This window comes from Chitinophaga sp. sic0106 (assembly GCF_019219075.1).
Lineage (GTDB): Bacteria > Bacteroidota > Bacteroidia > Chitinophagales > Chitinophagaceae > Chitinophaga.
In genome coordinates this window covers 266,385-286,720 of record NZ_JAHUWJ010000006.1, presented here as the reverse complement: position 1 = coordinate 286,720, position 20,336 = coordinate 266,385, and the positions used below count along the sequence as shown (strand labels likewise).

Here is a 20,336-nt window from a genome sequence, read left to right as displayed (position 1 = left end):
TCGGGGGATAAAAGAAGTTCTATAATTTCAATAACCCAATCTTATGCAAAGTATTCACCGGCTTATTATCCCAGAATAACTCAAAATCATCCAGCCCGGCCGCCTCATAACTTTCCTTCACCTCCTGCAACGTAAACGTCTTTACATTCTTAATATCGAGCTCCCGTAACATCCCTGCCAGCCAGCTACCCTGCGGCGGATCTACCTTGATGTTAAACGGCTCCCTTTTGCCCTGAAACGTCAGGGAAGCCATTTCCCAGGTGCTACCCTTCTTGGATTTGGTAACCACCTCAAAAGCCGGCTGCTTGCCCAAAAACACCACTTTAGAAGTAGGCTTGATGGTACCCGCTTCTTCCTCGAAGAGCGCGTTTGTTATGAAATCCGGCGACACACTCGTTTTAGGCACCTTGAACTCAAACCATTTGTTCAGCGGATAATCAAGACAGGCGCCATGCATGAAGTTCAGGAGCGACTTCTTCAAGCCATAGCTGAAGCTTTCATGGTCGGCACCAGTGGGGTCCAGGTGCATAATATCGTTATTGGCAAAGGTGCCGGTTTGTTCTGATTCCTTTTGTACATTGAATTTGGCAGGGTCCATACCTACAGGGCTGTGGGCGGTCATCGTAAACTGATGCCAGTAGGCCGACTGCAATATACCGGCAGCAAACATCTGTCGCACCATTTCAAGCGAGTCAATCGTCTCCTGCGCTGTTTGCGTAGGGAAGCCATACATCAGGTAAGCATGTACCATGATGCCTGCTTCGCTGAAGTGCCTGTTTACACGGGCCACCTGCGCCACCGTGATACCTTTCTGTATCAGCCCCAGCAGGCGGTCAGAAGCCACTTCCAGCCCACCGCTTACTGCAATACAGCCGGAAGCTTTCAGGAGCAGGCAGAGGTCGCGGGTAAAGCTCTTTTCAAAGCGGATATTCGTCCACCAGCTAACATTGAGCTTTCGCTTAATAATTTCCAGTGCCAGCGCACGCATCAACGCGGGAGGGGCCGCTTCATCCACAAAGTGGAAACCGGTCTGCCCCGTTTGTGCAATGATGGTTTCCATGCGGTCACACAGCATTGATGCCGCAATGGGCTCATATATCTTTATATAATCCAGCGAAATATCACAGAAAGTACATTTACCCCAATAGCAGCCATGGGCCATGGTCAGCTTGTTCCAGCGGCCATCACTCCACAAACTATGCATGGGGTTCACCACCTCAATGGCGGAGATATAGTCGTCCAGCGGGAAATCGCCATAGTCGGGCGTTCCTACCTGACTCTGCTTATAGTCATGACACGAGGCGTTGTTGATATACGTCACCACACCGTCTTTCAGCAGGAAAGTACGTTTCAGTTCCGCTTCTGCAATACTGCCCTGTACAAACCTGATCAGGTTTTCTACCGGGGCCTCTCCGTCATCCAGCGTAATAAAATCTATATAATCAAATACCCGTGTATCAGAGAGTGAGCGCAGTTCAGTATTAGGAAAACCGCCGCCCATCGCTATTTTCACGGAAGGGTAGTTTTGTTTGATCCATTGTCCGCAGCGGAAAGCGGCATATAAATTACCCGGGAAGGGTACGGAGATGCAAACCAGCTCGGGCTGTACAGTCGCCATCCGCGCTTTAAGCAAGGCGATTAACAACTCATCTACATAGGTAAATGGCTGCTGTAAGGCCTGGTGCAGTTCGTCGAAGCTGTTGGCGGAGCGACTCAGTTTCTCCGCATAACGGCTGAAGCCGAAGTGACTGTCCACGCACTCCATGATCAGGTCCGACAAGTCTTCCAGGTACATGGTGGCCAGGTGTTTGGCCTTATCCTGGTTGCCCATGGAGCCAAAGGCCCAGGCGAGGTCGTCCAGCTGCGCAAAGCGGCTCGCTTCCGGCAAGTAGTCCCTTTTTACGATCAGGTGGGCGATGGTAGGATTTTTACCTTGCAGAAAAGCAATCACCGCATCCACAGTATTGATATAATCCTCCTGCAGTGCAATGATACGGGCGGAATTCTCCGACACCGCAGCAGCCTGGTTGGCGATATGAGCAAACAAATGCGTTAACCCCGCTTTTGAAAATAATGCCAGCGTCACCTCTATCCCCAGGTCCGACTGAAATGAAGTGATCCCTTTCGTGTTCAGAAATCCTTTCAGGTAGGCCGTTGCCGGATAAGGTGTGTTCAGCTGCGTAAACGGAGGTGTAATTAAATAGACTGTCTTACTCAAACCAGGTGTTTTAAACCGCAAAGGTACAACATCATGGGCGGATTAAAAATCGAAGGTAACAGGCTTACAGAGAAGGGTTTAAGAGATGCCAGATTATTAGTCCACAAATTTTATAGACTTTTATTTGGAAATTATTTTCCCCCCTCCTATCTTTGCTATCACCACCATAATCTTTACAAAAGCACACCTTTATGATGTATCAGGCATCCCGATGTTAAATCAGCATCTTATCTCCACCACCAACACCACCATCTTCATGTGCCTCAATTCTTCCCACCGGGATTGAAAGCGTGTATCCGTAACCGTTTCATTCTTCATCCTAAACTCATATCAGCCATGAAATCTTATAAGCAAGTATTTCTATCAGCCCTGTTTGCTGCGGGCTTCTGGGGCAGCACGCATGCAACGCCAGCCAAACCTTTTATCAGGGAAGGCGTATGGCGCGGGGTATTTACCTTAAGCGAATCGCAGGTACCATTTAACTTTCAGCTCACCGGCAAAGATGCCGGGCATGCAGTGTTTACACTGTTGAATGGTACGCGTCGCGACGACTTCCATGTACAGCGCATCGGGGATGATTCTTTATTCATCAAGATGAACACCTACGATGCAGCACTGGTAGCCAAAATTGAATCCGATGGCCGCATCACAGGCGAATACCGTAGCCTGGTGCCTAATTTCAGGGGCAACGCCCTCCCGTTTACCGCAGAATACGGGCAGTCGTACCGCTTTGCACCCAATGGCACCGAAGAAGCACCCAAATTCAATATTGACGGTAAGTGGGAACTGAAAATTTATTCCAAAGAGCCGACACCGGATCGTATAGGCCTGCTCCGCCAGGACGGCAACAAGCTGACCGGGGTTATCATGTCTGTAGTGGGCGACAGCCGTGAGCTAGAAGGCACCATCCACGGCGATGAGTTCGAACTCTCCGGCTTTACAGGCCCCAGCCCTATCTATATCAAGGGAAAAGTGAATGATGACAAAACGTTGACAGGCGAACTGTCGCTCGGCATCTATAACAACATTAAATTTGATGGCGAAAAAAATCCTGCTGCCGAGTTACCTGATCCCTATAAGCTGACTTATCTGAAGGAAGGCTATTCGCAACTGGACTTTACCTTGCCAGACTTAAACGGGAATAACGTTTCTCTTTCCGATGAAAAATACAAAGGCAAAGTTGTCATTGTAGAAATCATCGGCACCTGGTGTCCCAACTGTACTGACCAAACCTCCTTCCTTTCGCCCTGGTATAATGAAAACAAAGACCGCGGCGTAGAAGCCATTGCTATTGGTTTTGAACAAAAAGACGACCTGGAATATGCCCGCTACACGCTGGGTAAATTAAAAGAGAAATACAACATTCAATATGATATTCTTTTTGGTGGCATTGCTGATAAGAAAGTGGCGTCAGAAAAGCTTCCGGCGCTCAACCGTATGATGGCATTTCCTACAACTATTATTATAGACAGGAAAGGCGTGGTAAGACAAATACATACGGGTTATACCGGTGAAGTTACCGGCCAGTATTATAAAGATTATGTAGCCAGATGGAATGCCGATCTGGACGCACTAATCGCAGAAAAATAATTCTAAACCACACATATACATGCAAAAATTAGCATCATTATTATTTATCGGCGGTTCTATCGTGCTGATGTCCTTCGTTGCCCCTGTTAAAAACGGAGATAAAAAAGCGAAAGCTACCACTACTAAAGTGGTGAAAGCCGCTACCTATACAGTAGATGCAGCACAGAGCAAACTTACCTGGGTAGGTAAGAAAGTTACCGGCGAACATACAGGTACCATCAACATCGCATCCGGTGCGCTGGTAGTGGAAAACAACGCACTGAAAGGTGGTAACTTTTCCCTGGACACCCGCAGCATCGCCGTTACCGACATCAAAGATGCCGGCGGAAACGCGAAGCTGGTAGGGCACCTGAAAGCAGACGATTTCTTCGGTGTAGAAAAATTCCCTAAAGCGGATTTCGCCATCACCAGCATCAAAGCTAAAGGCAATGGCGCTTACGACGTAACCGGTAACCTTACCATCAAAGGTATTACCAACCCGATCACCTTCCCTGCAACCGTAGCAGTGGCAGGTAATAAACTGACTGCAAAGGCTGACATTACTGTAGATCGTACGAAATACAATATTAAGTATGGCTCTAAATCCTTCTTCGAAGGCATTGGTGACAAAGCGATCTATGATGATTTTAACCTGGCTGTTGAATTAGTAGCCACTACCAAATAACAATTATATCGTCCGGCCCAGGGCCGGACGATATCCCACCACCCCATTTACAGCCCACCATTTACAGCGCCCTAAAATCTTTTCCGCCGGTATGAACCACACAAAAATGATTTTCATTTTTATGGCATTGCTATGCCTGTACTTTGCTGCGGAAGGCTTCCGGATTAAACCAGGTGGCCCTCCCACCAAAGCGGTGCTGGGTGAAAAGCTCTTCTTCGAAAAGCTGCTTTCCAAAGACCAGACCCTCTCCTGCGCCTCCTGCCACCTGCCGCAGTTTGGCTTTGCAGATACCCTTGCTTTCAGCAGGGGTATAAATGGAACGCCTACACGTAGAAATACACCTGGCATTACCAATGTATCCGGACGACCCAACTTTTTCTGGGATGGCCGCGCCGCCACCCTGGAAGATCAGGCCCTCCAGCCGATTATCTCCCCGGATGAAATGGGCCTGCCCATCGCGGAAGCAGTGCAGCGGCTCAATCACACCGAAAGTTACCGCCTGCTATTCCGGCAGGTATTTAATGATAGTGCAAATGCACGTAACATCCTCCAGGCCATCGCTGCCTATGAACGCACATTGGAAACAGCTAACAGTCCGTACGACCGCTACATCAACGGGGACGATAACGCCCTCACCACCGCTGCCAAACGTGGGCGCATGCTGTTTATCGGTAAAGCAAACTGCAATAATTGTCACTCCGGCGAGGACTTTACCGCCGACCGGTTTAAGAATATCGGGCTGTTCAACGGTACTACGCTATTGGATCCGGGGAGATATGAAGTCACCCGCGACAGTGCCCACCTCGGCCTGTTTAAGGTACCAGGTTTGCGCAACGTAGCCGTTACCGCTCCCTACATGCATAACGGCATGTTTAAAACCCTGAAGGACGTTTTGCACTATTATAACCAACCGGATTCTTTTCTACGCAACAGCATTAAGCGCGACCTCTCGCTCAACAAGCCTTTGCAGTTATCGCCCGGCGAGCTGGACGACCTCGAGGCTTTTTTAGTATCGCTTACAGACGACCGATTTGTAAACCATTAAAAAACGAATGGCATGAAAAAACTGCTACCCGTACTCACTCCCCTAATGATCATGCCGGGCATACTGTATGCCCAGGAACGATCGCAACACCTTACGGATACCACGCGTCAGCTGGACGAAGTACAGATTGTTGGCTCCCGCAGCGCCAACCGTACCAAAATCAATTCGCCGGTGCCGGTGGATGTGATTGACATCCGCACCCTGCAGGAGCAGGCACCACAAACCAGCATCACACAATTGCTGCAATACATTTCTCCGTCGTTCCATTCTGTGAATGGTAGTAATGCGGGAGATGCCGGATCCGCGCTAAATCTGGCGCAGCTGAAGGGCCTGGGTGCCGATCAGTTGCTGGTGCTGGTAAATGGCAAGCGGCGACACAAAAGCTCCAATATCAACTGGGGCGGACTGGCCAACGGCGCCACAGGGTACGACCTAAACGCCATTCCCACCGCAGCCATTGAGCGGGTGGAAATACTGCGTGACGGCGCCGCCGCGCAATACGGCTCCGACGCCATTGCTGGAGTGATCAATATCGTGCTGAAAAAACAAACCAATGAGATAGGGGTAAGCAGTACTGCGAGTATCCGCAGACGTGGGGATGGCCTCAGCACCCGCACCAACATTAACTACGGCGCTAAGCTCGGCCAGCAGGGAGGCTACGTCAATATCACCGCCGAATTTGCCACGCAGGCCATTTCCCTGCCACCTGGCCGTGAGGATGCAGGCCTCTACAACGGGCCTGTTTACGGAGGTGGCGCCAATACCCGTGGCTACGATAACATCTACACAAAAGAAATTGATGAAGCGATATTAAAGAGTCGCGGTATTGACCGGCACTATTTCGATCAGCGCGGCGGTGGCTCCAACAAAGCAAAAGACGCCCTGCTGTTTTTTAATGCCGCCTTCCCCCTGAAAGATAACTTCGAAGTATATACGTTTGGCGGCATCGGCAACCGCAACTCCCAGTTTACTGCCGTATACCGCCTTCCCGGCTGGACGGAGAGAAACAATACCTCTTTATATCCCGATGGCTTTCTACCGGCCATGGACAATGGCATTACGGACAAATCCCTCGCCGTTGGCATTAAAGGCAAAGCCGGCGAATGGAAAATTGATTTATCAAATGTTTACGGCCGCAATGATTTCAGTAATGTAATCAGCAATTCCCTTAACGCGAGTTTGGGAGTGAAGAGTCCTACCACCTTTGATGCCGGCAAATACAATGCTTCGCAAAACACGGCGAGTCTGGACATCAGCCGTTACTTTGCCGGGCCACTCCACGGCATCAACATTGCCTTTGGTGCGCAGTACCGTACAGAAACCTACCAGATCATTGCCGGTGAGGAAGCTTCGTATATCAAGGGCGACCTGCGGCAGATCTACCGTATCGATACTAGTGTAAATGGCGTGCCCTACCTTGCAGATGCAGGTCTGATTGCGCTGAATGGGCTAAGCCCCGGTTCACAGATCCACGCCGGCTTCCGCCCTGGCAATGAAGTAAATGTAAGCAGGGCTATTGCTGCCGCCTACCTGGATGTGGAAGCTAATATCACCGAAAACTGGTTAGTGTCGGCGGCTTTGCGGGCGGAAAACTTCTCCGGCTTCGGCAATGTAACCACCGGCAAAGTGGCTACCAGATATACTTTTGCGCCATGGCTCCGTGTGCGCGGGTCTGCCAACAGCGGCTTCCGGGCGCCGGACCTCGCACAGTTTTATTATACCGAAACCAGCACCAGCTTTCAGCAGGGCCGCGCCGTGGACCAGGTAACTGCTTCCAACAAAAGTGCCGCCGCCAGGGCTTTGGGCATTCCCTTATTAAGCCCGGAGAAGTCTACCGGTTACACTGCGGGCATCACCTCCCAGCCAGCTCCCAACGTGGAACTCACTATCGACGGCTATCTCATTGATATCAAAAACCGGGTAGGCAACACCGGTAACTTTAGTGCTACGGACCCTAACCTCCCTGCAGAGGTAAGGAGCCTGCTCCTGGCTACAGGTACCACACAGGCTAAGTTCTTTTACAATGCCTTCAGCACCCGCACCAAGGGACTGGAAGTGACGGCCAGCTACCGCCTGCCGTTGGCCGGTGGCAGCCTGCAATTACTGGCGGGTGGCAACTTCGCTAAAAATGAGGTAACGCGTGTGAACACACCAAAAGGTTTGGAGGCTTACCGCTATGTAATCTTCAGTCAGGCCGAGCAGGCACGGGTAACCACGAATATTCCCCAGCAGAAAATCACACTGCAGGCCAACTATTCCATTCAACGATTTAATGTGCTGCTACGCACGGTATACTTTGGCGCTGTGACAACCGCCAGTGCCCTGAATGCCAACTTCCCCCGCCCCGACTACTTCCTGCAGGAACTGAAGCCGGTATGGGTAACGGATATAGCGCTGGGGTACCGCATCAGCAAAGCGTTCCAGGTAACGGCAGGGGTAAATAATGTATTAAATGAACTGGGAGACTATACCGATCCGACTATCTCAGGATTGCGTAGCCCCACGGTGGTAGGTATTCAGAACGGTAGCGCGGGTATTCAGCCATTTGTGCGCCTGGCAGCAAAACTTTAAAACAAGATTGTTATGAAACCATATACATTACTCTTATTGGCTACAGCAGGATTTTTCAGCGCCTGCAAGAAAACGGATTACCTGGATGTGAATGCCGGCGAGCGGCCACCCCTCTCTGCGCATATCAGTTTTGTAAATGCACGCAACAGCAGTGCCGGTATACATTTCTGGACTTTTACCACGCAGCAGACCAGTACTTTGCTTGGCAGCGGACAGGCAAGCCCCTACGTATCCACCACCTATGGCAACGTGCAGATCAACGTGACAGAAGGTAGTGGCAGCGCCTACAAGGTATCGCGGCAATTCGGCAACAGTGCAGCCTATACCGCCAGTGGCGGGCCTAATGGCCCTATTGCCACCTTTTATCATACCGTTTTTGCGGCGGCGCAAAAGACCGACCCCACAAAGGATTCCCTTATATTGTTCTACGACGATCTGGCTGCTCCGCCCGCAGGTAAAGCCAAATTGCGCTTCGTTCACCTGGCCCCGGGCACGCCCCAGGTGCAGGTTAATCTCTCCCTAAAAACAGGAACAGCAGAAGTATTTAATACAGTAGCTTACGGGAGCGCAGGAAATGGCAATATTAACGGCAGCGCCTATACGCTGGGGCCATTTGTGAACGTTACTGCGGGCAGTACAACAGTGGTGGTAACGGAAAAGGAAAGCGGGAAAACTGTGCCGATCTATGCCGACAGATTAAGTAATATTAACCTGGAATCAGGCAAAATATATACTATTTATATTCATAATGTGACAAATGGAGGTACGGGAGTAACGGCAGATATCATTACACATCAGCAATAAAAACAAAGGGGCGCCGGGGTAAAGCCGGCACCCGCATTTGTTTTGCAAGTATCAAGTTAGTCAATCTTGACCTCGCCGCTTTGAAAAAAGAGCGTTGCTTGTATATATAGCAAGACGATTATTAAGGGAAAGGCTTTAAGCTGATAAGTGACGGCTAAATCGTTTAAGAACTTAGGGGCCAGATCAGTTGGACATAGCGAAGTTACAAATATCAGTAAAACAAGCAATACCATTTTCACACTTTTGTGTGAATACAATGTTAATATGAAAACAGCCCCCGTCACTGCGATCACATAGGTGGGTGATTCTGCCGCCTGGTTGAAGATCACCACCCAGATCATCAGGTATCCCAACAGTAGAAATCGGCTCCGCTGCGTGCCGGCAATAGCCGTACAAACTATTGCTGTAGCCAACCCACCCAGTGCCACTGCAAAAATCCAGGTATCTGTGAGTGTGGGCATCCTGGAAAAATCCTGGTTAAAAGCATGCAGCATCCCAAACAGTGAGCAATCCTCCCGGATCACCGGATCGGTAATGAGTGCAAACCAGTCGGCATAATGCTGCCACAGCGTGGCAGGACTAATAAACAGCAAAGGCAGCAAAGTGCCTGTGAGTCCAAATATGATACAATACTTCAGATAATACGGCTTCCGATCGACAAACAGGAACATAATCCCTACTATTGCACCATACCCCTTGATAAAGAACAATATACAGGTAAATAAGGCCGCGGACCTTACCAGCCCTTTTTCCAGGTTGACCACCGTAAGCAGCATCAGGGCGGTCATCAGCGGGTTGACCTGTGACGACTGTATAGCATTCAGCACCTCCAGCATTACCAGCAGCAGTATCAACCGCCTTTGCCTTGCCGATGCCGGCAACTGCTGCACCGCATAAAATAAAGCAAAGGTGTTTAACCCCATCCATAAAAGTAAACTCAGGTGCACCGGCAGCAGGGCAAAAGGAAAAAACAAAACTGGAAAACTGGGGTGATACAAAAACAAATCCCCATGCTCTGCCGGATACAACTGATATAGCGGCAACCCATGAATCAGGTGCCCCCAGGAACTCCTGAAAATATGAAAGTTGTTGAACCGCTGGGTAAGCACCGCCTGTATAAACAGGATCAGCGTTCCCAACGCATACAGTCCTCCAATGATCCGGGTATAACTATTTTTCTCTTCTGTTGGCACACCCGGGCTTAGCAGTACATCCCGCATCGTTTCTATTCTCACTTTAATACCCTCATAACGCAGGGCAAAAAGAAAACCCTCTATTATATAAGTGAAATTTATTGACGCGTGTAGAGTCGCAATGCTTGCGACTCCTCGCTTCAAGCCCGTTTATCAGCAGGATCTGAGCGGTGAGCGGTGAGCCGCAAGCATTGCGGCTCTACCGGCAGAAAAAAAACGGGGATCATCTGCCTGCCAGCAGATGATCCCCGGAAATAAGATGGCGAAAATTTACAGCTTCACCGTTGCCCCCACCGTCATCCAGCGGCCTGGCATTGGCACGGCTCCTGCTTCTATGTAGGTCACGTCCAGTAAGTTGGTAGCAGCTACATAAATCTTGTATTTAGGTTGATGCCAGGTAACCCGGGCATCGATCAGCGTGTAGTCTTTATAGTTAATCCGTTTGCAATAGCGGGCATTAGCGGATACACTGAAATGGTTGATGATTTCGGTACGCACGCCTGCAATAAACTGGTGGCGCAGACTTTCAATCACGTACCTGGAAATCTTGTTGTGGGTATCGTCGCCTTTGAAGTCGGGCGACAGATAATTATACCCTACATTCAGCCCCAGGCTGTTGAACACGGCATTTTCACCAAAGGAGGTGTTATAAGCTGCGCTGGCAGTGAGTCCTTTCGTATCCGCACGCTGGAAATTTTGCGGCTGCCATGGCTGCGGGATGCTGTCCTTCACGTAGTCAATGAAGTCGGATATCTGGCGGTAAAATGCGCTGGCTGTGAAGTTGAATTTGCCGGCGTACTTACGGAGTCCGAGCTCTGTAAACACGGCTTTTTCCGGACCTAGTTTATCATTACCCAGGATGGTGGCGCTTTTATAATAGAGATCCGTGTAAGTAGGCAGGCGTTGTGCTGTTCCTGCATTGGCATAGAGTTTCAGGTCAGGCGTGATATCAAAACCGGCATCAGCACCCGGAAAAAACTGCCAGCCGTACATGCTGTTGTAATTCAGGTAACCACCTGCGGAGAAGTTGAAGCGCTTGATGCCACGGGTTTTATATTCTGCAAAAGCGCCCAGGTTAGTACGCTCATGGTTGCCGAGATTGGAGCTGACGATATGCTCGTAACGGGCTTCCACACCGGCGCCGAAGTAACCGATTTTGGTAGTGAAAGTATTATTCAGCTCTGCATCCACGATATGTGTGTTATGCAGATTTCTTGCTTTGGCGATGGTTTGTTTGATATACCGGTAATCATCCTCCGCAAAGCGATAGCTGACACGGGGAGTCAGGAGCCAGTTCTTTTTCACCTGGTGGGAGCTGCTGACAGCTGCCAGGGCGGTTTTTACATACTCTTTTGACTCTATATCGCCAGGGGCTGCGTAATAGCCGTTTGCGCCATACTGGTTATCTACATAACCGGCCAGCACCTGGATGCTGTTCTGGTCGTTCATCTGGAAGCCGCCCTGGTAGAGTGCTTTGCCGGTCTGATACGCCGTATTGTAACGGAAACCGTTACCCGCATTCATGCTCGCGGAGAGCGACTGATTACTTTTAGGTTTCACCACCGCGCCGGTAGCACCAACGTTGTAGCTGTTGTAGAGCTTATTATCCTCATTGCGGTGGAAGCTGGAACCCAGGCTGCCATATACTTCCGCACCGCTTTCAGTGGCTTTGCGGGTGATGATATTGATAGCACCATTGAGCGCATTGATACCGTAGATGCGGGCGGCGGCGCCACGCAGTACTTCAATATGATCTACATCATTGAGGGAGATGGGCAGGTTCATAACGTTATGCCCGGTTTGCGGATCGGTGATTTTGATACCGTTTACCAGCACGAGCGTCTGGTCAAAAGTACCACCGTCGATGCCGATGTCCGTTTGCACCCCTTCCGGGCCGCGCTGGCGTACGTCCAACCCTGGCACGTAGGCCAGCACTTCGTTGATGGACACAGCCGCCATAGATTCAATCTGCCGGCGGCTGATGATAGTAATATTTCTGTTTGATTCCTTTAAAGGGGCCGACAGCCGGTTTTCCTGGATAATCACTTCTCCGAGGTTGCGCGAGCGACCGGTATCCGGTTGCTGCTGGGCTGCCACGCTGCCTGTTACACAGGCCAGCAGCAATGATAAATAACCACGCATTGGTTTGATTTGGTCTTAAAAAGACCGCAAAGCTAAGTGATTTTACATTAAAACTTCCATGCCACCCCTGCCTTCAGCGCAAAAGGTGTTCCCGGTGTATAATGCAGCTCTGTTACCGGATGTTCCTCTCCACGAAGCTGTGTTTCGGTTTCAAACTGCGCCTCGTTCCATCTTACATCAAACAGGTTTTGCGCCTGCAGGGTAAACTCCATGCTTTTCCAGGTGTACGCCAGTGCCAGGTCATTAACAAAATAACCATGAGCGGTGATGCTGTTATCTTCGTTGGCTGGCCTGTCTTTCATATAACGGTAACGCAGGTTCGCAGAAAATCCGCCGGGTAGTTTCACCGCCGCTCCACCTGTGCTGGTAAGCACCGGCGCCAGCGGAATAAAGTTCTCCCCTTTCGGATCATCGATACTGCGGCCATGGGCGTAATTCACATCCGCATCCAGGTATAACCAGCTCAGTGGCTGGTAACGCACGCTAAGGTCCACCCCCAGGCGGCGCGTTTTACCACTGGGCTCTACCACCGCTTCATCACCTACGTATACAAATTCCTGTTGCAGATATAGATACCACAAAGCTGGTTGAATAAACAGGTTATGTACCGGCTTCCAGATAACGCCAAGGTCAGCACCGGCCGACATAGGCATGATATCATTCGCCTGCTGCTGCACTACCACGCGCATATCGTTGGAATGGAATCCCAGTCCGGTTTTCAGGTACCATAAGGCTTTGCTGCCTTTGGAGTAGCTGAAGTTCAGCTTAGGGCTCACGCGCCCGGCCTGCTCCTTATTATGTGCTGCCAGCAGCTGATCGTTGTAGTTAAACAACAGCTGATCATAGCGCAAACCTGGTGTGATGGTCCAGTTGTGCAGGCGATACTCCAGCTCCGTGTAGGCGTATAAGTTAGTTTGGGTACCATTCCCCCAGGAAAGGCGGTTCAGTAAGGTATCCCGCTGATACACATGGTTTAATTCCAGGTCGTTGATATCATCCATCCGGAAACCAATCCCGGAACGCCAGCGTGCATGGCGGAATTCCTTATTATATCGCTGCTCAAAACCATAGATGTTGCGATTGTCCCTTTGTTCAATTTCATCTCCATACACCGGATCTTTCAGATAAAAGGTAAAGTTGGAAAAGAGGTTGAACTCGTAATGTGTGAAATATAAAAATGATTCGGTAGAAGAAGTTTCGCTGAATAAATGTTTCCACGTAAAGGCAGCATTGGTGCGTTGTGTATTCCCTCCTTCTGTTGGGTCGATGCTACCCCAGCGGCTGATCAGCCCTTCGGCTACTGCACGCTCCGGAATCTGGCCGGAAGCATTCCAACCGGAATGAAAGGTGGACGCCAGGAAATTGATATAGTTACGACTATCTAACCATTTGTTGTATTTAGCAAATAGGTTAAGTCGATTGAAATTTTGCTTTACATCAAACGGACCTTCTGTATAACCATAATCAGCAGCTACATAAAGGTTCTCCGCCTTAGGACCACTCTTATGGATTAAATTAAAGAGGCCGGTACCACGCACGGTATTAAATGAGCCGCCTTCCAGTTTGATCATACTACCGGGTAAGCTATCGGCGGTATGGAAACTTACATATCCGGAGGTATTAAGGTCTCCCTTGGAAGCATAATAGGAACCTTTACCAAAGTCTATACTCTCAATGGTTTCCGGGATCAGAAAGTGCAGATCAGCATACCCCTGGCCATGTGCGTGGGATACCATATTCACAGGCATACCATCTGCCGTGATATTAATATCTGTACCGTGGTCGTTATCGAACCCACGGAGGAAAATCTGTTCTGCCTTACCACCACCGGCATGCTGTGCAATGAACAGGCCCGGCACTTTACGCAGCAGGTCCTGTGCCGTGTTAACAGGTGTCATTTTCAGGTCCACCTTCATCAGTGATTGCTCAACCCTGGGGGCACGCACTTCCACGGCTGCCAGGTGTGATACCTTTATTGGCAGGGAATCCTGCGGCTCTCCCGCATAAGCAGCACCTGACACCAGGCAGGCAGCAATTGTTAATCTCCTGATCATTTTTTATCGAAAAGTTTCTTTACTAATAAGGTCAGCCACGATGCCAGCACAAACGGAAAGGTGAGCACGGTCATATCCAGCATCAGCATACCAATGTCTATCAGCACCGCCAGCACCACCGCCACCAGTACGTATACCCCATCCCGTTTGCGGTTGCCCGCAAAGGCAATAGCACACAACACTGCATTGAAGCTGAATAAGCCCATGTGTACATCATCCGTTGGCTCTGCAAATTGCATGGAAATATAGGCGCCTACTACTGAGGCTGCCATACCGTACAAGGCTGATATAGGTGAACTCACAAATACGCCGAGGAAAAATAAGAGTCCGGCTGTCATGCTACCCTGGAAGATCACCTCCCCAAAGCCATGGGTGGACACCGTAAAATCCTGGTATACCGGTATAGTGGCCGTCACTTCTGACGAAGGCGGCACAATATACGCATGTCTGAATAAAAACAGAAACACCCAGGTGATTACAATAAAAGGTAAAGTAAACCCTGGTATGTTGCGCTTAATCAACGCATGCTGAAAAATTGCTGCCAGTGCCGATCCTACCACCAACGCCACCCATATCACCGGCTGCGCTTCAAAATAAAAGGTCAGCGCCACCCCTACCAGGGCAGCACTAAAGCCATAGAGGCCTTGTGCAATTTCTTCCGGGGGATACTTCAAAAGCACCGCCACACCGGTGCCCACGGCAGTGGCCAGCAAAGCTCCCGCCCCCATAGTTATGGAATCGTAGAAGATACCGAGGAGGAACAACAAGCCTGTCCACACGTTCCCTTGCAGCATGATCTGCCCTACACCCCTGGGTACAGCGGCGATGGGTTCCAAATATTTCTGTCGCATAAATCTGTTCTTAGCTTACCAGCCCAGGAACACCATGCCTATCCCGCACATGGTTACCACGCCACCACCAATGGCGTGTACATATCGTTCCAGCTTATCTGTTTTGATGAATGAATAGCCATAGCACCCGATCAGTACCATAGTCAGCATAGTTATAACCGTAGTAATGGAAAATACACTAATGAGCAGGATCACCTCCATGGCTGAACGATGCGCGCCTGAATAGAACAGCAGCGGCACCAGTGGCTCACTAGGTCCCATCACGAAAATCGCCAGCAATATCCAGGGCGTTACCTTCACGCGGTTCTGCGGATAAACAACCTCCCCATGGCGATGCTCATATACATACACATCCCCGTCGCCATACACGTCAAAATGCTTATGCGGGCGATTGAGGTATGCCGCACGCAGCCCCCAGAGCAGGTATAGCACCCCGAAGCCCAGCAGGCACCAGCCGGAAATATTGCCGCGCATATCCTGGAACCAGGTGAGCTTCGACAACTGCCAGCCCAGTAAAACGCCCACCAGCCCTATCAGCACCGAGCTGAAGATATGCCCGAAGCCACATAACACCGTCCACAATATTGTTTTGGACATTTTCCAGTTACGGGAGCGCGACAACACTATAAACGGCAGGTAATGATCCGGCCCTGTGGCGGTATGCAAACAGCTGATGGTTACCGCCGACACTACCAATGTGGTTAATCCGATATTCATGAATGAGTTACTTGAGTTTTATAATGGCGGCAATAGTCGGCCACCTTTTGCAAAGCATTGAACAGCTGTTCACCTCCGTTACCGAGCATCCGTAGTACCAGCACCTGTTTGGAAGGACTGCTGATACCCAGCGCCACCTCACTTTCCTCTTCCAGTAAAGTATAGAGTGCAGGTACGAGGTCTTCCCCAATACCGCTACCGGTATCTGCATGTATCAGTGTAGCCTGGTGCGTAAAACCCTCCATCTGCCCGATGGCGGCCATATCCAAGGTAAGTGGCTGAAGCAGCAGGTTGTCTTTTACCAGCAGTTTACCATTATGCCATACCTCAGTGATGTTATGAAAGGAAGTATACCTGAATACCTCCCCCGAATGTTTGCGGCCACAGGTAAGGATTTCTCCAAATATAAGCTGACAATCATCTGCTATATCAATACGGTTACGTCCTTTAAAAATGGCTTTTTCATGCGGCACTACGGGATGCTGTACGTAGGTAAAAGCTGCGCCGGCGTGCAGTTTGATCAGCTGCAACTGGCTCGCCCCCTGTTCCATATTGAAGATCCGCTGGTAGGATTGCGACTGCAACTGCAGGCTGCAGCCGGTTTCCACCTCGATGCTGATATCGTAATGATCTCCGTCCAGCATACCCGGTGATGAGCTCATCACCATCACGTAGGCCGTAGGATCATGGCGATGCTCACTTACCTCCACTACCCGGAAAGGAGGCGTAAAAAACGTATCCTTCAGGTAGCTGCGCCCCTGCTTAAATCCTCCTTTTATCGTGAGCCTGTTGTTCATGATATATCCTCCTTATCGCACCAGTGCCGGCTCTTCCACGTTTTCGAGGAGCGCGTATTTCTGAATCCAGCCAATAACGGTGTCCAGGCCCTGGAGCGACATCAGGTTAGTAAATACAAATGGTTTTCCGTTGCGCATTTTTCTGGCATCGCGCTCCATCACGCCGAGGTCGGCATGGACATAAGGGGCCAGGTCAATTTTATTGATCACCAGCAGGTCGGAACGGGTGATACCCGGGCCGCCCTTACGGGGAATCTTATCGCCTTCTGCCACGTCGATCACGAAGATGGTTACATCCGCCAGATCCGGACTGAATGTAGCGCTGAGGTTATCCCCGCCGCTTTCGATGAGGATCAGCTCTACATCCGGAAAGCGTGCCGCCATTTCATCCACAGCTTCCAGGTTCATGCTGGCATCTTCGCGGATAGCGGTATGCGGGCAGCCGCCGGTTTCTACGCCGATGATACGCTCTTTTGGCAGCAGACTATTTTTAGTCAAATACTCCGCATCTTCTTTAGTATAAATATCATTGGTGATCACACCTAAGCTATATCTGTTCAGCAGGTGACGGCTCAAACGCTCTATCAGTGCTGTTTTCCCGGAGCCTACAGGTCCGGCTACTCCTACTTTCACATATTTTCTGTCACTCATGGTATCCTGTTTTTAATTGTTATTAAGACATATAGAGCCTTGAATAAAGGCGTTCATGCTGCATGCAGCGGATATCGAAACCGGTGTTACAAACGCCTACCAGGTCGCGGTCCAGCTCCATCGTAGGCGCAATCAGCGCGGCAATGCTGGTTTGCATCCGGAACAGGATATCCTGCCCGTCCAGCTGTCCGAGCGGCACCAGCTTTACTGCATTGGTAACCATCCCTGCGGCGGCATTGTAGTAAAAAGCATACAGCGCTTCCGGCAACGGGATGCCTAACAGGCATGCATATACGCCATAGGCAATGGCGAAATGCCCTTCGGTTTTTTTAGCCACGATGGCCGCCTCGAAAGCTGCAGCCAGCGGAAGTTCCTGCTGGCGGCGGAAGATCTTGATCAGTCGCAGCCCCAGCTTCTGGCTGGCGGATTTAATTTCCACCGGCAGCTTGAGTGCGCCCAGTTCTTCATCCAGCAACTGCAGTTGTGCAAAGTCGTTGGCTGCCGCGGCGTGGTAGGCCAGGCATACAAACGCGGCATCGTTGAAATGCAGGTTTGCGGTCAGCATTTGCTTTACATACTGTTCGGCCGTGGCCACATTATGTACCATCCCTTGCTGCACATAGGTTTCCAGTCCGTTCGAGTGCGAGTAGGCACCGATCGGTAGCGTTGGATCACTGAGATGCAGCAGGCTGCCAAGGAAAAAACTATTCATGGTCTGTTGCATTTATCGGTTGGAGAGTCCCATAATTTTTGAAAACAGAGAGCTCCCTCCGCTGCCGTGGCTGTGTGGCTGCACATTGGCGTTGAGCAGGTTGGTGAGCCGTGTATGCTGCTTTTCGGTGGCGTAGCCACTGGCCAGGAGCCAGCGGTAAATTGGCTCTTCGAAAGGCATCAGCACCTGGTCGTTCTGAATAAACAGCGGCAGGTGTTTGTTGCCGATCTCATAGCACACACTCCCCATTTCCAGGATCGATCTTGGCGTAACCACAATCGCATCGCTGGGAATGATATCTATCACCACCGCATGTGTAGCGTCCGTAAACAGGATATCACCCTGGCGGAGCCGCTGTCCTTCCTTCAGAAAGCGGATGGCGATCTCACGGCCTGATACTGTTCTTTTACGCTGGATGCGCTTGGTGGTCTCATACCATTCCAGGTGCAGCAGGTCGGTGCTCAGGTGAGAGATATCGGTATCTGCTATGTTTCCTATCACGGATTCAATTATCATACACGGAGTTTTAGCGGATCAAAAGAGGAAATAACGTTGCGCCAAAGGCACTACCGACACAGGCTCACAGGTGATCAGCTCACCATCAACCCTTACCTGGTAGTTTTCCGGGTTCACAGTTATTTCCGGTGTTTTATCGTTATGTATCAGGTCTTTCTTGGAGATGTTACGGCAACCTTTTACCGGCAGCACTATCTTTTCCAGCCCGTACTCCGCAGCAATGTCGTTATCTACGGCAGCCTGCGACACAAATGTGATACAGCTGCGTTGCAGTGCTTTCCCAAAAGCCCCGAACATATTACGCAGGATAACAGGTTGCGGCGTAGGGATGCTGGCGTTAGGATCGCCCATTTTGCTGGCGATGATCATACCACCTTTAATGATCATTTCCGGCTTGGCGCCAAACAGGGCTGGTTTCCACAGCACGATGTCAGCAAACTTGCCGGCTTCGACGGAGCCTACGTGCTGGGAAATGCCATGTGCGATGGCCGGGTTGATGGTATATTTTGCCACGAAGCGTTTCGCGCGGAAGTTATCGTTGCCGTTGTCAGCATCTTCCGGCAGGGCGCCGCGCTGGAGTTTCATTTTATCCGCCGTTTGCCAGGTACGGGTAACTACTTCGCCTACACGCCCCATAGCCTGTGAGTCGGAGCTCATGATGCTGAACACCCCGATATCATGCAGGATATCTTCGGCAGCAATGGTTTCCGGGCGGATACGTGAATCTGCGAAGGATACGTCTTCCGGAATACTCTTGCTCAGGTGATGGCATACCATCAGCATATCCAGGTGCTCATCGATGGTATTAACGGTGAACGGGCGGGTGGGATTGGTAGATGCCGGCAGTACGTTCGGGAACATGGCTGCGCGGATGATGTCGGGAGCGTGGCCGCCGCCGGCGCCTTCAGTATGGAAGGTATGGATGACGCGGCCGTTGATGGCGTTCATGGTATCTTCCAGGAAGCCGGCTTCGTTGAGCGTATCCGTGTGAATGGCTACCTGTACATCGTATTTATCGGCCACTTTCAGGGAGGCGTCGATAACAGCAGGGGTAGCACCCCAGTCTTCATGTATTTTTACTCCCAGTGCGCCTGCCTCGATCTGCTCTGCAATGGGCGCTTCGGTGGCGCAGTTGCCTTTCCCAAAGAAACCGATGTTCATCGGGAATGCTTCGGCGGATTGCAGCATACGCTTGAGCCACCACTTGCCCGGTGTGATGGTGGTAGCGTTGGTACCATCCGCAGGGCCGGTGCCGCCACCAATCATGGTGGTAATACCGCTGAAGAGGGCCGTTTCAATCTGCTGCGGGCTGATGAAGTGGATGTGCGTGTCGATACCACCCGCAGTGGCAATGAGGCCTTCGCCGCCGTGCACTTCTGTGGAGGCGCCGATGATCATGTCGGGGGCTACTCCGTCCATGGTATCCGGGTTACCGGCTTTACCAAAGCCTACAATGCGGCCATCCTTAATACCGAGGTCCCCTTTTACGATGCCCCAGTGATCGAGCAGGATCACGTTGGTGATCACGAAGTCGAGCACGCCTTCGGCGCGGAGGGCGGTGCTGGACTGGGACATCCCGTCACGCACGGTTTTGCCGCCACCGAATTTATTTTCTTCTCCATAGTGATTGAAATCTTTTTCGATTTCAATGATCAGGTTGGTATCTCCGAGTCGTACCCTGTCACCAGTGGTGGGGCCGTACATATTGGCATATTTCGTTTTATTGATTTGCAGGCTCATTCCGGTTGGTTTTTGAAGTTGAGAGATTCAAGACTCGCGATGGCAGTAGCTTTTACGGCATCGGCGGTGGT

At 50.6% G+C, this 20,336-nt stretch carries 16 protein-coding genes; 5 read left to right on the top strand and 11 right to left on the bottom strand.

The genetic code is table 11. The features are described 5' to 3' along the window. Positions 1–19: 19 nt before the first annotated feature. Entirely contained in the window at positions 20–2,218 is a 2,199-nt protein-coding gene (locus tag KW844_RS11655) for a radical SAM protein (RefSeq protein WP_218376903.1), read from the bottom strand. Positions 2,219–2,554: 336 nt separating this feature from the next. Here KW844_RS11655 and KW844_RS11650 point away from each other — a divergent pair, with 336 nt between their 5' ends. From KW844_RS11650 to KW844_RS11630, 5 genes are all read left to right on the top strand, one after another. After that, on the top strand, positions 2,555–3,808 hold the full coding sequence (locus KW844_RS11650) for a peroxiredoxin (protein WP_218376902.1): 1,254 nt from the start codon (positions 2,555–2,557) through the stop codon (positions 3,806–3,808). A 19-nt stretch (positions 3,809–3,827) separates the two neighbouring features. Continuing rightward, positions 3,828–4,472: a YceI family protein gene (locus tag KW844_RS11645; RefSeq protein ID WP_218376901.1), complete on the top strand. Its 645-nt coding sequence runs from the start codon at positions 3,828–3,830 to the stop codon at positions 4,470–4,472. Between the two features lie 91 nt (positions 4,473–4,563). After that, the gene (locus tag KW844_RS11640; protein ID WP_255578362.1) at positions 4,564–5,517 is read left to right on the top strand and encodes a cytochrome-c peroxidase; all 954 of its coding nucleotides are present in this window, start codon (positions 4,564–4,566) and stop codon (positions 5,515–5,517) included. 12 nt (positions 5,518–5,529) lie between these two features. Continuing rightward, positions 5,530–8,088 carry a TonB-dependent siderophore receptor gene (locus KW844_RS11635; protein ID WP_218376900.1) on the top strand — a complete coding sequence of 853 codons (2,559 nt, stop codon included), beginning with the start codon at positions 5,530–5,532 and terminating at the stop codon, positions 8,086–8,088. Between the two features lie 12 nt (positions 8,089–8,100). Next, positions 8,101–8,892: a DUF4397 domain-containing protein gene (locus KW844_RS11630; protein ID WP_218376899.1), complete on the top strand. Its 792-nt coding sequence runs from the start codon at positions 8,101–8,103 to the stop codon at positions 8,890–8,892. Positions 8,893–8,948: 56 nt separating this feature from the next. Here the strand turns inward: KW844_RS11630 and KW844_RS11625 are convergent, their stop codons facing one another. The 10 genes from KW844_RS11625 to ureC all read right to left on the bottom strand — a co-directional run bounded on the left by KW844_RS11625 (position 8,949) and on the right by ureC (position 20,265). Then, complete coding sequence (locus tag KW844_RS11625; RefSeq protein ID WP_218376898.1) at positions 8,949–10,127, bottom strand: glycosyltransferase family 87 protein; 1,179 nt, start codon at positions 10,125–10,127, stop codon at positions 8,949–8,951. A 228-nt stretch (positions 10,128–10,355) separates the two neighbouring features. Next, a complete protein-coding gene (locus tag KW844_RS11620) occupies positions 10,356–12,227 on the bottom strand; it encodes a TonB-dependent siderophore receptor (protein ID WP_218376897.1) in 1,872 nt (623 codons plus the stop codon). Positions 12,228–12,274: 47 nt separating this feature from the next. Continuing rightward, positions 12,275–14,281, bottom strand: a complete 2,007-nt coding sequence (locus tag KW844_RS11615; protein WP_218376896.1) for a TonB-dependent receptor — start codon at positions 14,279–14,281, stop codon at positions 12,275–12,277. Next, positions 14,278–15,132, bottom strand: a complete 855-nt coding sequence (locus KW844_RS11610; RefSeq protein ID WP_218376895.1) for an urea transporter — start codon at positions 15,130–15,132, stop codon at positions 14,278–14,280. The genes KW844_RS11615 and KW844_RS11610 overlap by 4 nt, the downstream gene beginning before the upstream one ends. Positions 15,133–15,147: 15 nt before the next feature. Beyond that, positions 15,148–15,849, bottom strand: coding sequence for a hypothetical protein (locus KW844_RS11605; RefSeq protein ID WP_218376894.1), 702 nt, complete (start codon positions 15,847–15,849; stop codon positions 15,148–15,150). Then, the gene (locus tag KW844_RS11600; RefSeq protein WP_218376893.1) at positions 15,846–16,646 is read right to left on the bottom strand and encodes an urease accessory protein UreD; all 801 of its coding nucleotides are present in this window, start codon (positions 16,644–16,646) and stop codon (positions 15,846–15,848) included. The genes KW844_RS11605 and KW844_RS11600 overlap by 4 nt, the downstream gene beginning before the upstream one ends. A gap of 12 nt (positions 16,647–16,658) precedes the next feature. Continuing rightward, positions 16,659–17,297 carry an urease accessory protein UreG gene (gene ureG, locus KW844_RS11595; RefSeq protein ID WP_218376892.1) on the bottom strand — a complete coding sequence of 213 codons (639 nt, stop codon included), beginning with the start codon at positions 17,295–17,297 and terminating at the stop codon, positions 16,659–16,661. Between the two features lie 22 nt (positions 17,298–17,319). Further along, on the bottom strand, positions 17,320–18,009 hold the full coding sequence (locus KW844_RS11590) for an urease accessory protein UreF (RefSeq protein WP_218376891.1): 690 nt from the start codon (positions 18,007–18,009) through the stop codon (positions 17,320–17,322). A 12-nt stretch (positions 18,010–18,021) separates the two neighbouring features. After that, on the bottom strand, positions 18,022–18,525 hold the full coding sequence (gene ureE / locus KW844_RS11585; RefSeq protein WP_218376890.1) for an urease accessory protein UreE: 504 nt from the start codon (positions 18,523–18,525) through the stop codon (positions 18,022–18,024). Positions 18,526–18,543: 18 nt separating this feature from the next. Next, positions 18,544–20,265, bottom strand: a complete 1,722-nt coding sequence (ureC, locus tag KW844_RS11580; protein ID WP_218376889.1) for an urease subunit alpha — start codon at positions 20,263–20,265, stop codon at positions 18,544–18,546. Positions 20,266–20,336 lie beyond the last annotated feature (71 nt).

What these genes read in the sequence shown, in the direction of transcription:
- KW844_RS11650 (WP_218376902.1), top strand. Translation starts at nt 2,555, where the DNA reads ATGAAATCTTATAAGCAAGTATTTCTATCAGCCCTGTTTGCTGCGGGC.
- KW844_RS11645 (WP_218376901.1), top strand. Translation starts at nt 3,828, where the DNA reads ATGCAAAAATTAGCATCATTATTATTTATCGGCGGTTCTATCGTGCTG.
- KW844_RS11640 (WP_255578362.1), top strand. Translation starts at nt 4,564, where the DNA reads ATGAACCACACAAAAATGATTTTCATTTTTATGGCATTGCTATGCCTG.
- KW844_RS11635 (WP_218376900.1), top strand. Translation starts at nt 5,530, where the DNA reads ATGAAAAAACTGCTACCCGTACTCACTCCCCTAATGATCATGCCGGGC.
- KW844_RS11630 (WP_218376899.1), top strand. Translation starts at nt 8,101, where the DNA reads ATGAAACCATATACATTACTCTTATTGGCTACAGCAGGATTTTTCAGC.
- KW844_RS11620 (WP_218376897.1), bottom strand. Translation starts at nt 12,227, where the DNA reads ATGCGTGGTTATTTATCATTGCTGCTGGCCTGTGTAACAGGCAGCGTG.
- KW844_RS11615 (WP_218376896.1), bottom strand. Translation starts at nt 14,281, where the DNA reads ATGATCAGGAGATTAACAATTGCTGCCTGCCTGGTGTCAGGTGCTGCT.
- KW844_RS11610 (WP_218376895.1), bottom strand. Translation starts at nt 15,132, where the DNA reads ATGCGACAGAAATATTTGGAACCCATCGCCGCTGTACCCAGGGGTGTA.
- KW844_RS11605 (WP_218376894.1), bottom strand. Translation starts at nt 15,849, where the DNA reads ATGAATATCGGATTAACCACATTGGTAGTGTCGGCGGTAACCATCAGC.
- KW844_RS11600 (WP_218376893.1), bottom strand. Translation starts at nt 16,646, where the DNA reads ATGAACAACAGGCTCACGATAAAAGGAGGATTTAAGCAGGGGCGCAGC.
- ureG (WP_218376892.1), bottom strand. Translation starts at nt 17,297, where the DNA reads ATGAGTGACAGAAAATATGTGAAAGTAGGAGTAGCCGGACCTGTAGGC.
- KW844_RS11590 (WP_218376891.1), bottom strand. Translation starts at nt 18,009, where the DNA reads ATGAATAGTTTTTTCCTTGGCAGCCTGCTGCATCTCAGTGATCCAACG.
- ureE (WP_218376890.1), bottom strand. Translation starts at nt 18,525, where the DNA reads ATGATAATTGAATCCGTGATAGGAAACATAGCAGATACCGATATCTCT.
- ureC (WP_218376889.1), bottom strand. Translation starts at nt 20,265, where the DNA reads ATGAGCCTGCAAATCAATAAAACGAAATATGCCAATATGTACGGCCCC.